Origin of the sequence: Arthrobacter sp. MYb229 (assembly GCF_002975405.1) — a bacterium.
In the GTDB taxonomy this organism is placed as follows: Bacteria; Actinomycetota; Actinomycetes; order Actinomycetales; family Micrococcaceae; genus Glutamicibacter.
In genome coordinates this window covers 351531-364029 of sequence record NZ_PCPS01000002.1, presented here as the reverse complement: position 1 = coordinate 364029, position 12499 = coordinate 351531, and the positions used below count along the sequence as shown (strand labels likewise).

General features: G+C 60.0%; 8 protein-coding genes and 1 pseudogene. 3 read left to right on the top strand and 6 right to left on the bottom strand.

Features of this window, described 5'->3' with window-relative positions:
• Nucleotides 1–41 precede the first annotated feature (41 nt).
• From CQ019_RS08140 to CQ019_RS08130, 3 genes are all read left to right on the top strand, one after another.
• On the top strand, nt 42–2561 hold the full coding sequence (locus tag CQ019_RS08140; RefSeq protein ID WP_105569414.1) for an FAD-dependent oxidoreductase: 2520 nt from the start codon (nt 42–44) through the stop codon (nt 2559–2561).
• Between the two features lie 420 nt (nt 2562–2981).
• Entirely contained in the window at nt 2982–3518 is a 537-nt protein-coding gene (locus tag CQ019_RS08135; protein WP_105552559.1) for a hypothetical protein, read from the top strand.
• Entirely contained in the window at nt 3515–4387 is an 873-nt protein-coding gene (locus tag CQ019_RS08130; protein WP_105569413.1) for a nucleotidyl transferase AbiEii/AbiGii toxin family protein, read from the top strand. The genes CQ019_RS08135 and CQ019_RS08130 overlap by 4 nt, the downstream gene beginning before the upstream one ends.
• Nucleotides 4388–4824: 437 nt before the next feature.
• Here the strand turns inward: CQ019_RS08130 and CQ019_RS08125 are convergent, their stop codons facing one another.
• The 6 genes and pseudogenes from CQ019_RS08125 to allB form a co-directional block, all read right to left on the bottom strand.
• Nucleotides 4825–5712 carry a bifunctional 5,10-methylenetetrahydrofolate dehydrogenase/5,10-methenyltetrahydrofolate cyclohydrolase gene (locus CQ019_RS08125; protein ID WP_105552557.1) on the bottom strand — a complete coding sequence of 296 codons (888 nt, stop codon included), beginning with the start codon at nt 5710–5712 and terminating at the stop codon, nt 4825–4827.
• Nucleotides 5709–6332 carry a cyclodeaminase/cyclohydrolase family protein gene (locus CQ019_RS08120; protein WP_105552556.1) on the bottom strand — a complete coding sequence of 208 codons (624 nt, stop codon included), beginning with the start codon at nt 6330–6332 and terminating at the stop codon, nt 5709–5711. Before CQ019_RS08120 ends, CQ019_RS08125 begins: the two co-directional genes overlap by 4 nt.
• Nucleotides 6333–6824: 492 nt before the next feature.
• Entirely contained in the window at nt 6825–8438 is a 1614-nt protein-coding gene (locus CQ019_RS08115; protein ID WP_258137285.1) for a hypothetical protein, read from the bottom strand.
• A gap of 51 nt (nt 8439–8489) precedes the next feature.
• Nucleotides 8490–9170, bottom strand: a pseudogene (locus CQ019_RS18930) (RNA polymerase sigma factor); the annotation flags it as partial.
• Nucleotides 9171–10399: 1229 nt separating this feature from the next.
• Nucleotides 10400–10717: a hypothetical protein gene (locus CQ019_RS08110; RefSeq protein ID WP_146112418.1), complete on the bottom strand. Its 318-nt coding sequence runs from the start codon at nt 10715–10717 to the stop codon at nt 10400–10402.
• A 281-nt stretch (nt 10718–10998) separates the two neighbouring features.
• The gene (gene allB, locus CQ019_RS08105; RefSeq protein WP_105569411.1) at nt 10999–12378 is read right to left on the bottom strand and encodes an allantoinase AllB; all 1380 of its coding nucleotides are present in this window, start codon (nt 12376–12378) and stop codon (nt 10999–11001) included.
• Nucleotides 12379–12499: the final 121 nt, after the last annotated feature.

The following is a 12499-nucleotide window of genomic DNA, read 5'->3' as shown; positions in this document are numbered from 1 at the left end:
GCAGTTGCTCCACCACACCATCAGTACTTAAGGAGTCCCCCATGTCTCAAACTTCACCTCGGGTAGTAATCATCGGAGCCGGAATCGTCGGCGCCAACCTGGCGGACGAACTTGTCCAACTGGGCCACACCAATACCTTGGTTATCGAACAGGGCCCGCTGGATATCCCCGGCGGCTCGACCTCGCACGCCCCGGGCCTGGTCTTCTCGTCCAACGGGTCGAAATCCATGACCGAATTCGCGCAGTACACCATCGAGAAGCTCGACTCGCTGGTGGGCGCCGACGGCCGTGGCTCCTACCTGCGCGTGGGCGGGCTGGAGATCGCCACCACCGAGGCGCGCTTGGCCGATCTGCATCGCCGCGCCGGATGGAACCGCTCCTATGGGGTGGACGCGCACGTGGTCGACGCGGAGGATTGCCTGAAGAAGTTCCCGATGCTCAACCCCGAGCTGGTGCTCGGCGGCCTCTACACGCCGAACGACGGATTGGCCCTGGCCGCCAAGGGAACCCAATTGGTGATGGAACGCGCCAAGGCCGCGGGCGTGGAATTCCGCGACCGCACGGTGGTCACCGATATCGAGCAATCCGGCGGAAAGGTCACCGCGGTCATCTGCGGCGAGGACCGCTTCGAGGCAGATATCGTAGTCTCCTGCGCGGGTTTCTGGGGCCCGAATATCGGAAAGATGGTGGGCACCGAGATCCCGCTGCTGCCTTTGGGACACCAGTTCGCCTGGACCACCCCGGCACCGAGCCTCGCGGGCATCAACGAACTGCCCAACGGCGCCAGCCGGCCGATCCTGCGCTACCAGGATCGCGATCTCTACTACCGCGAGTGGGGAGACCGCATCGGCATCGGCTCCTACGCGCACCGCCCGATGCCCGTGGACCTGGACACCCTGCGGACCTACAAGCCCGAGGAAATCACCTCCGAGCGGATGCCCTCCTCGCTGGACTTCACCCCCGAGGACTTCGCCGCCGAATGGGAAGCGACCAAGGAGCTGCTGCCGGATCTGCGCAATACGCAGATCCAGCGCGGCTTCAACGGGATCTTCTCCTTCACCCCGGACGGCGGTTCGCTGGTGGGCCAGTCCAAGGAGGTCGACGGCTTCTTCGTGGCCGAGGCCGTGTGGGTCACCCACGCGCCGGGCATCGCCAAGGCCGTGGCCGAGCTGATCACCACCGGGCAGTCGAAGACCGATTTGAGCGACTGCGACCTGAACCGCTTCGAGGACATGCAGACCACCAAGGAGTACGTCAGCGAAACCTCGCAGCAGAACTTCGTGGAAATCTACGATATCCGCCACCCGCTGGAGCCGCGGCTGAAGCCGCGCAATGTGCGCACCAGCCCGTTCTTCTCCCGCCAGCAGGAACTGGGAGCCTTCTTCCTGGAAGGCACCGGCTGGGAGCGCCCGCACTGGTACGAGGCCAACGCCGCCCTGCTCGAGCAGCTGCCCGAGGATTGGGCCGCCCCGGCGCGCGATGACTGGTCGGACATGTTCCACTCGCCGATTGCCGCGGTGGAAGCCTGGAAGACGCGCACCGCCGTGGCGATGTTCGACATGACACCGCTCAAGCGCGTGGAGGTCACCGGCCCCGGAGCCGGGCAGATGCTCCAGGGCTTGACCACGGCGAATATGCTGCGCGCCCCGGGCATGGTCAGCTACACCCTGCTGCTGGACGCCGCCGGCGGCATCACCAGCGATATCACCGTGGCCCGCATCTCCGAAGAGCTCTACCAGGCCGGCATCAACTCGAATGTGGATGTCGCCTACCTCAGCCGGGAAGCCCGCAAGTTCAACGAGGCAAACCCGGGCCAGTGGGTCGCGGTACGCGATATCACGGCCGGGACTTCCTGCATCGGTTTGTGGGGGCCGTTGGCCCCAGAGGTGATGGCCAAGGTCAGCGAAGACGATATGAGCAACGAGGGGCTGAAGTACTTCCGCACCAAGCAGATCTCCATCGCCGGCATTCCGGTGACCGCGATGCGCCTGTCCTACGTGGGCGAGTTCGGCTGGGAGCTCTACGCCTCGGCGGATGTCAGCGCACGGCTCTGGGATGTACTCTTCGAAGCCGGCCAAGAGCACGGCATCATCGCCGGTGGACGCGAAGCGTTCAACTCCATGCGATTGGAGAAGGGCTTCCGCTCCTTCGGCACCGACGTGACCAGCGAGCACGAGCCGGAACAGGCAGGGCTCGGCTTCGCGGTCAAGGCCGCCAAGACCGTGGACTTCGTGGGCAAGTCCGCCCTGGCGGACCGCGCCGCCGCGGCCACCAAGCGGCTGCGCTGCCTGACCGTTGATGATGGCGTGTCCGTGGTTCTGGGCAAGGAACCGGTCTACGTGGACGGGGAACCGGCCGGCTATGTCACCAGTGCCACCTTTGGCTACACGGTGCGCAAGCCCATCGCCTACGCCTGGCTGCCGAAGTCGGTGCAGACCGGAGATGCGGTGCAGATCGAGTACTTCGGTAAGCCGATCGCCGCGACCGTGGTCGACGACCCGCTGTACGATCCGCAGATGGACCGGCTGCGCGGAGTTTCGCTGGCCACCTCGGCCAGCTAGCCGCTTCCAGCCACCGAGAGGCCGGGAAGCTGTTCGTTATGAACAGCTTCCCGGCCTCTTGCCGTATATACGTATATATAAGTACGAGACGCGCGCTGTGTTCTGGTTTCCGCCTCGTTTGATCATCAGTGGAACTACCCTGGGTAGCTCAAGACCGGGCTTCGTCGTTGGCATCCTGCGGGTTGGGCTACCGAGCACGTTAGGGCGTTCAGCAAATAACTTCACTCCGCCGGCGACGAAACAGCGGCATTACCTGAACATGCCATTCGCGAATAGACCTAGGGCGAGCATCATTGAGCGCATACTGCAGGATTCGCTGGGTTGAGGAGTCCTGTCGTCACGGCCTTCGGCAATACAGCACAGGGATTTTGCCCGCTGATAGTGGTGTCAATTTTATACTGTTAACGGTATAATATTGACATGAAGCAAAGCTATAGAGACATCTTGCGAGAGATCGCCTACGACAACTATGGCTACGTCACTGTCACCGGCGCCACCGACGCTGGTGTGCCGGCGGTGGAGCTGCCAAAACTTGCCGCCCGAGGCGGTTTGGAACACACCGGGTACCGCCTTTACCGGGTCACCGACATTCCACCAACTGACCACGATCAGTTCGCGGAAGCCACCTTGCGGGCGGGCGCCGATTCCCACCTGCGAGGAGAAACTGTCCTTGCCCTCCTGGGCCTGGCGGATGTGAACCCTCGAAAGATTACAGTTGGTACAACCCATCGCGTACGTCGAGCCATGCCTAGCTATATAAATCTCGTTCGAGCTTCCGTAGACACAAAAGTGACTCACTATCAGGGGATTCCGGCGCAACGGGTTGCCGAAGCCCTCATTGAATGCCGCGGACAAGTACCCGCATCACGACTACGAGACGCCGCGACCAGGGCCCGCGCCGAAGGACTTCTCACCTCTGCAGAATGGCGCCAGGTACGTAAGGAACTTTCCGTATGAAGTATCCAACCCCACCCGCAAATCTCACAGCGCTCAACCAGCGCATTAGAAACTTAGAAGGTGAGGAAAGCTTAGTCACCCGGCGACGCACCTCCATGGCACTGGTCATTGTCGGGCAAATGCTCCCCGGAGGATCCGTAAAAGGTGGAAGTGCTATGGCATTGCGATATGGCACTGGAACACGATTCACGCGTGACCTCGACGCCGCACGGGCCAGTGGACTGGCAAAGTTCCGCGATGATTTCGCAGATCGCCTCCTAGAAGGATGGGAGGGCTTCACCGGACGTCTTGTTGAAAAGAAGCAACTGAAACCCGCAGGAGTCCCGGCTTCCTATGTAATGAAACCCTTCGACGTCAAGCTCGACTACAAGGGTAAAGCATGGTGCACCGTCCCCTTTGAACTGGGCCACAATGAAATCGGCGACGCGGAACACCCCGTACTGGTTCTTGCTGAGAACCTTATCGACATGTTCACTTCTCTCGGCTTACCATCCCCAGCTCCTGTGCCGGTAATGCCAGCAGATCATCAAATCGCCCAGAAAATCCATGCATCTACCGCTCCTGGAAGTGACCGAGCCCGGGACCTCGTAGACCTTCAGCTGCTGGGCACCCAAGAGCAACTAGATCTCACGCAAGTACGATCAACCTGCGTCCGACTCTTCACTTACCGCAAAGCGCACCCTTGGCCACCTGTAGCGGTTGAAGAAACCGACTGGGAATCCCTCTATGCCGAAGCAGCAAATGGACTCAACGTAGCCGCTGATGTCATCTCCGCCGTTCAATGGGTCAACGAATTCATCGCCCAGATCGATCACGCCCCATCTACCACTTCTAACCCCCATTCTTCATCAACTGGGCCCAACCATTGAGCCGTGATGATGCGAAGCTCTCTCACTACCGCAGTAGACTTCGAGACTTGGTGTCCAATTTGTCCCAGTTCTACGTGGAGCTCATTCAACCGCATACACCTGGCTCATTTACAAGGTGGCGGCACTTCGAATTGCACTGCCCGTTGATCTGAACCACCCGCAACACGGCATGGGCCGTTTGCGGTGGGCAGGCCACGCCAACGCTCGAACGGCAAATATCTCTGGAACACAAAGAAAGCCGCTGCATCATCGGCCTTCCAAGCGATGATGCAGCGGCTATTTTTTCCAGCGCGGCGCCGGCGCCAGATCCCACTCCGGATCCAGGCCAACGCGCACCGTGAAGATACTATTGTTGCCTTGTACCTGCCGGTTCAACGTCCTAAGCAACCATGCGGGCTGGCTTGCCTTGCACTTGTGCCCTAAACGCTGGCGAACAGCTACCGGCGTCCGGCCATGGGAGCTCCTTTCGATGCGGCATTTTCAAGGGCGGCTAGCGCCGCCTGCGTTGCGTGCAGGATCAACAGGGCGGTGGTTACCGTGCCTACTCCCCCGGGCACCGGGCTCATCGCCCGGACCAGTGGCTGCACCGACTCCGCGTGAACATCGCCTACCAGCTGGCCATCCTCGGTGACATTGGTGCCCACATCGATGACTACCGACGAATCGCTGACCTCGTTGCCGGTAAGCAGGTTCGCCCGGCCAACCGCCACAACGGTCACCGCCGCGCCCCTGGTAATCTCGGCGAGATTGGTGGTTCGAGAATGGCAGATGCTCACCGTTGCGTCGCGCTGCAGCAAGAGCTGGGCGAGCGGTTTGCCCACCACCGCGGAACGGCCCACCACCGCAACGTGCTCTCCGGCGAGTGGGACTTGATAGTGTTCGAGGATTTCGATGACCGAACGTGCCGTAGCCGGCGCAAAGGCCGGCTGGCCCACGCTGAGCCTGCCCAGGCTCAGCGGGTTGGCTCCATCAATATCCTTGGCCGGGTCAATCAGCTGCACCAGGGAGGCCGGGTCAACCGATTCGGGCAGCGGCGTCTGCAGAATGATGCCGTGCACCGTCTCGTCTGCGTTCAAGGCCCGGATCGCTTGGGCAATCTCCGACTGGGTGCCGGTGGCCAAGTCGAGCACCTGGCAGTGAACTCCGAGCCGTTCGGCGGCGCGTTCAATGGAGCGCACATACCAGGACGTTGCCTCGTTGTCGGTTGCGAGCACCACCGCCACCCGGGCGGTGATCCCTTCGCTCGCCAGCCGCGAAACGAGTTGGCCGGTGCGTTCACGGATGGCTGCGGCCACCGGCTGTCCGGCGAGGCGTTGCGCGGTCATGCAGCCACCACCAAGCGGACCTGCGCGCTGAGTGCTTCTGCCGCCACGATCGCGTCGGCGGCTTGGCTGGCCACGAGGCTCAAGCGTTCGCGCTGTTCGGCTTCCTGTATTGCCGCAATATTCATTTCCAGCGTCACCAGCGCGGTACCCAGGGCGGCTCGCGCCGCTTCGGCGGCTGCAGCCACATCGCTGATCACCGATCGGTTTCCGATCTCGACCAAACGCTGGGCGAGCTCAATGACCACCGCGGAGGATTCAACGGTTGAGACCAACGGTGCGGCCGCGGCAATGGTGGCGCTTTGTATGGCCGCGGTGCGCGCTGCCTGCTGCTCTTCATCCTCCTTGGGCATCCTGTATGCATCGCCTAAGGCCCCGAACAATCGTTCGTCTTCCTGCGCCTCGAACAGCGCCGAACGCATCAGTACGCGTGCGTGTTTGGCGATCGGCTGAGCTTTGTCCTCGACCTCTCGGAATCGCGGTCCGGAGGTAAACTCGGCAACCATGGACACCAGCGCGGCGCCCTGGGCGGCGTGCAAGGCCGCGGCAGCACCTCCCCCCGGAGTAGGCGCCTTAGAAGCGAGCCGTTCAAGGTAGCTGGTGATTGTTTCATTGGAGATCATTGGGTTTTACCCTCGCTCAGAATGCTTGGCTGTGGATCCCTAGGCCAACCGGAGAGAAGATTTTGCGTCTGGGTCGGAGCCGCAAGCAAGTGCAGCGCCGGCCATTTGTGACGGTTATTCGTATGGCCTCAAGACCGTTGGATTTCGCGCGAATCAAGTGCCTCCTTGGGGCCCAGCACAAAATCTTCATTTAGTATCCAATTGGTATATCAGGTTACCTTGAAGCCTAAAACACATTCCGAATGCAGGTCAAGAGTTTTTGATCCTCTCTGGAAAAGAAAAGTTAGCAAGGATACGTTGAGCCATCCGCAAACCCTGAACATATGAGAGCAGCAGTGAACTGTCTGGTCGATATTTATGATGTCGTACCGGTAATCGGTGAGCCCATCAGCCAATCAATAGCCGGGCGCAAAGCGATATCTGCTCGTCGGGGATTTCGTTAGCGCGCACCCGCTTACGGCGGATGCGCGCTTCCTACCCGTCCGCCCGGTGCTACTGCCGAGGGACAGCGAATTCGACCCCTGATCCAGGTGCTCCGGGTTGCGCGAAAAGGACACCCAGCTTGCCGCGTCCATGTAGAACCGTGATCGTCAGTTTTACAGGGCTGTCCTCGGAGACCACGCATTCAACGTTCATCTGCTGCGAGTACCGTGAACTCGACGAGCAGTTCTGTCCGAAGCTAGCCCAACCCCAGTAGCGGCGGTCCATTTTCATGCTGAACTCAAAGGTCTCTCCGGGCGCTACAGCTCCAGGGTCGACGGTGAAAACGTACTGCAGTAGGAAGCGGTCGCTAATTCGTTCAACCGACACGTCAAAACTCGATGTCGATTCGGGTTCTTCTGGATCGACCGGTTCTTCGGATGGATCCGGTGTCGGCTCAACGGTAGGTTCCGACGTTGGTTCATCCGTAGGCTCCGACGAAGGCTCCACAGTCGGCTCGACCGTCGGCTCCAGCGTTGGTTCCAGCGTTGGTTCAGGGGAAGGCTCGACCATAGGCTCCAGCGTTGGTTCAGGGGAAGGCTCGACCGTAGGCTCCGGTGTAGGTTCCGGTGTAGGTTCCGACGAAGGCTCCACAGTCGGCTCGACCGTAGGTTCAAGCGAAGGCTCGACCGTAGGCTCCGGTGTAGGTTCCGGTGTAGGTTCCGACGAAGGATCCACGGTCGGCTCGACCGTAGGTTCCGGTGAAGGCTCAACCGTAGGCTCCGGTGTAGGTTCCGGTGTAGGTTCCGGTGTAGGTTCCGGCGAAGGCTCCACCGTCGGCTCAACCGTAGGCACTGGCGTTGGTTCCGATGTAGGTTCCAGCGAAGGCTCGACCGTAGGTTCCGGCGAAGGCTCGACCGTAGGTTCCGGCGAAGGCTCGACCGTAGGTTCCGGCGAAGGCTCGACCGTAGGTTCCGGCGAAGGCTCGACCGTAGGTTCCGGCGAAGGCTCGACCGTAGGTTCCGGCGAAGGCTCGACCGTAGGTTCCGGCGAAGGCTCCACCGTCGGCTCAACCGTAGGCTCCGGCGTTGGTTCAACCGTAGGCGCAGAAGCCGGAAGATCGGACGCTTCTTCTACAGGAGGCATTGTAGGAGTGCCCGGACTACCCAAATTCAAAGGATAGTCAGCAATGGCGTTATCGGGGAGATCCGATCGCTGGCCCTCGGGGCTCTGCAGAGGCAAGCGCATTTGGCTGTCGTCCAGCCCCTCCCGGCCCTCCGATTCAGGTGTGGCGGACTCAAATGACACGAGATCCATGAGGATGTCCTCCAATGCGGAGGGCGCATCGATCGGATCTACATTATCCGGCTCTTGTTCAACGGACCGCTCCTGAGGCAATGCAACGGGTGCTGTTGAACGGTCGTCAAATAGTGGCGTCAAAATACCGACCGCTGAAGCGGCCACCGCCAGCGCAGCTAGGCCAGCTCCCACTCCAGCTGCAACTGCCGAAGCACTCACGGTTCCCGTCACCACAGCTGCAGCCCCGGAACCGGCAGTCGATACTGCAACCGAGGAACCACCAGTAGCGGCGGTAATTCCGCCGCCGAGTTGCGCCAGTCCCCCTGACGCTGAAATACCTAAGACAGTGGTTCCCCCAACGAACAATGGCAGCACCACGCTGCGCATGGGCGCGCCGATGTTTTTAAGCTCGCCGTAAACAAGCGAACAGTCTGGGCAATTCTTAAGGTGCGACTTCAGGGATCGAGTGGCCTTGGGACTCAAGTTATTTCGAATAAACGCGGGAAGCTGCTTGCGCGCAGACGCGCAGTCGGCAACGAGGCCTGCATGTTCTTTGAGGTGGGCAGCAAGGTAAGACTCACGTAGCCCCTCACGGGCTCTAACGGCCAACGCAGACGCTGCGTTGGGAGTGATACCAAGAATCGTCGCGATCTCGCGGGGAGGAAGCCCATCGACTTCGTTATGCCACAAAACTGCACGCCATCGCTCCGGCAGCGATTTGAAAGCGCGGATAACGATCTTTGATTCGGCGCGCCGCATGACTTCGTCAGCATCCGGGGTTTCACTCGCGAACTCTGCGATCTCATCGATGTCGGCTTCACGCCGCGCAGCTCTGTTTCTAGAGAAGGCCTCCCTGGAAACCGAGGTCAACAGATACGCGCGGAAGAATTCGGTCGGCCCGGACCCATGCTTGAGGCTTGCGAAAACTCTCAAAAAAGCTTCGGACACAATATCCTCTGCTTCAGACGGATTATCGGTATGCCGATAGGCAACTGCCAGCGCAACTTGCTTGTGGCGCTGGTACAGCCGCTCTTGGCACACCCGGCTTCCAACGCGTGCGCCCTGAATCAGTTCCGAATCGCTAGCCCCCGCAATTTCGGCTCCCGAATCAATTGCCATAAAGTCCCCATACTTCGAAAACGATGCGTCCACTAACCGAATTCACCCCGGCGGATTTTTCAAAACCTCGCACTTATCCAGTTAATATTTGTAGACCCTATCACCGAGAAGGACCAAGGGGCTCCAAACAGACCATCCGTTCCGATATTCACAGGATCTCAACAGATCCCAACCAGTGGTTGCTCTTTATTGCTCCAGTGACTGAACGGCTTGCGCCCCAAGCAGCAAGCCATTCAGTCGCCGACGCGAACGGCGTGAATTCGAGTCCCCCAAGCACCCGGTTCATCGCCTCTACACGTTAAGAGTCCCCAACCACCGAATCATGACGCGAGTTTAGGCAAGTTCTTTTAATTTTGTTTTGTATCGGGACATCGGTAACTGTTCTGTATCAACACATCGGTAGCGCTTCCCACCACTTTTACCCCCGCTTGTCGAAACAGGCAGCCTCCCAAGTTCTAGAGTCTAGGCAGGTTGTCAAACTGGAAGATCTGAAAAATAATCCAGTCGAAGCTATGCTGAATCTCCCCTAGCCACTCAGCCTGACTTAGTCATGCACCAGGGAATTCATGCCATCTGTTCATGACAGAAAGCCCATTTCACGATCAATGGCTACTACTCATTCGTTGAGGACCTTGCGCCGGTGGCGCATTTTCCGATTGCTGTTGCTCTCCAATTCCTGTGCGGTTCCCACAAGCGAGGCTAAGCGACAGATCTCGCTGTTCTGCAAATTGAACTGGTGCATGCAGAGCCAAGTGCCATACGGTGTGCCCGGGAGAAAGAATGACTGCGGCACGGAGGTTCGGATCTTCTGCCAGCTGCTGATCAAGCATCGCCAACTCGGAGCAGTCGCTGTGCGACTTGGCGGAGAAATCATGGACCTCTCCTGTCCCGTCGCCGATTCAGGAGTTGGCGAACCAGAATCTTCCCGTGCCCTGAGCCGCACGAACAAGCAGCAACCTTGCGCTGGGGTTGGCCCAGCCTACGAATCGCTGAAACGCCGGGTGCGGCTGGAACTGGGCAGTCACTCGTTCACCTTCCGGTGCGGTGTCGGGATGTCTCGGAGAAATGCGGGTGATCCCGTCCGCAGAATTCGGGCTATCCGGCGGCGCTGCTGGATAGCGCCCAGACTGGTCATTGTATCTACGAATTGCCTCCAGCCAAGATGCCGCTTAATTGGCCACGCCTCCACACGTGTGGTTCGTGGCCCTCCACGCCGTTGCGCCGGGACTTCAGCCTGAGTCTTCGAGGCCGCGCTTCATCCGTCCGCTTCCGCGCAGGTCTCCGAGAGTCGGCAGTATTTCGATCCGCGGTGCAGGACGTTGCCGCGAGCTCTGTGCTGGTTGCTTGGCGCCATCTTCTTCGGCCGATGGCTCGAAAGATTGGGAGGTCTTGGGATGCCGCCGCCAATGGACATAGGTCTTGATCCCGAAAGCAAGGAGCACAGCCACGACAATTGAGCCTAAGACCAGTGAAGCATGCACCACCTCGGCCAAAGCCAGGTCATCGACGTTCTTGGTCATTATCGAGGCAGCAGTATTCGCGTTCATAACCATTCCTGTACTCGAAGTTACGACTGCTCTATCCCCATATGGCTCACAGTCTATGAGCTGGGAGGCTCAATTCGCGCGTGCCTCGTCCAATCGATACCTCTTTGTTATAGGTGAGCCGAACACCAGGCAGTTATAACAGTGAATGCACCTGGAAGCATTGGAATCTGGAGGAGTTGAGGCTACGATGCAGCCTTGCCTGGAGGCCAGCGCGCGGTCCGGCACGCGAAAACCCCTCTCCCGCCAGTAAGGCAGAAGAGGGGTCCGGCAAAAGCCAGTTCCTAGTGCTCGCGGCGGATCAGCTTTCCGCCAGGAGTCTGGAAGTCCACGTCGGCCCCCGCGATGATCGACCGGCGGACCACGCCACTCAGGGTCTTGCCCTGGTACGGGGAAATCGGGTTCTTGTGATGCAGCTTGGCCACATCCACCTCGAAGGTGTCCTCCGGAGCGAAGATCGCGAAATCCGCGTCCTTGCCGGTCTCGATGCCGCCCTTGGCGCTCAGCCCGGCAAGCTTGGAAGGATTCACGCCCATCCATTGCACCACCTGCTCCAGCTTCAGCCCGCGCCCCTTGGCTTCGGACCAGATCAGCGGCAGGCCCAGCTGCAGCGAGGCGACGCCGCCCCAGGCGACGCCGAAGTCGCCATTCTCCACGTCCTTCAAATCGACAGTGGACGGGGAGTGGTCCGAAACGATGCAGTCGATAATGCCTTCTTCCAGGCCCTTCCACAGCAGTTCGCGGTTGTCGTTCTCGCGGATCGGCGGGCAGCATTTGAAGGCCGTGGCGCCGTCCGGGATGTCCTCGGCGAGCAGCGTCAGATAGTGCGGGCAGGTTTCCACGGTGAGCTTCACGCCTTCGGCGCGGGCCTCGCGGATCATCTCCAGGGCATCCGAGCTGGACAGGTGCAGCACGTGGGCGCGTACCCCGGTCTTGCGGGCGCGCTCGATGACCTGCGCAATGGCGGTATTCTCCGCATCACGCGGACGCGAGTTCAGGAATCCGGCGTACTGTCCGCCGACAGGATTCGGCGAATTATCGATGATGTCCGAGTCCTCGGCGTGCACGATCATCAGCGAATCGAAGGAGGCAAGCTCTGCCATGTCCTCTTCCATCTCGTCGACGGTCAGCGAGGGGAACTCGTCGACTCCGGAGTGAAGCAGGAAGCACTTGAAGCCGAAGACGCCGGCTTCGTGCAGCTGACGCAAGTCCTTCTTGTTACCCGGAATGGCGCCGCCCCAGAAGCCGACATTGACATACGCGTTCTTGCTGGCAGCTTCGCGCTTGATTTCCAGTGCTTCGAGGTTCACCGTGGGCGGGATGGAGTTCAGCGGCATGTCCACGATCGTGGTGACACCGCCTGCCGCTGCGGCCTTGGTGGCAGACTCGAAGCCTTCCCACTCGGTACGCCCCGGCTCGTTGACGTGGACGTGGGTATCCACCAGGCCCGGGAGCAATACCTCGTCGTCGCCGACCTCTATGGTGCGTGCGCCCTGCAGATTATTTCCCAGCGGCTCGATGGCTACGATCTTTCCGTCGCGGACGCCGATCTCGCGGGCGGCCATGCCGGCGGTAGTCAAGATGCGTTCGCCCCGGATAACCAGATTGAAGTCCAGATCTGCGTTGTCGTTGGTTTCGCGTTCAACAGCTTCGTTGATGCTCATGAGTCGTTCCCTACTCGTTACGTTTAAAGCTTGAGACTAAATTCAGTAGTGCGTGGTGCGGTTATTTCCATGATCTCCTATCTTGAAAATAACCGCACCCGCAATTTATGGGAGTTGCCAG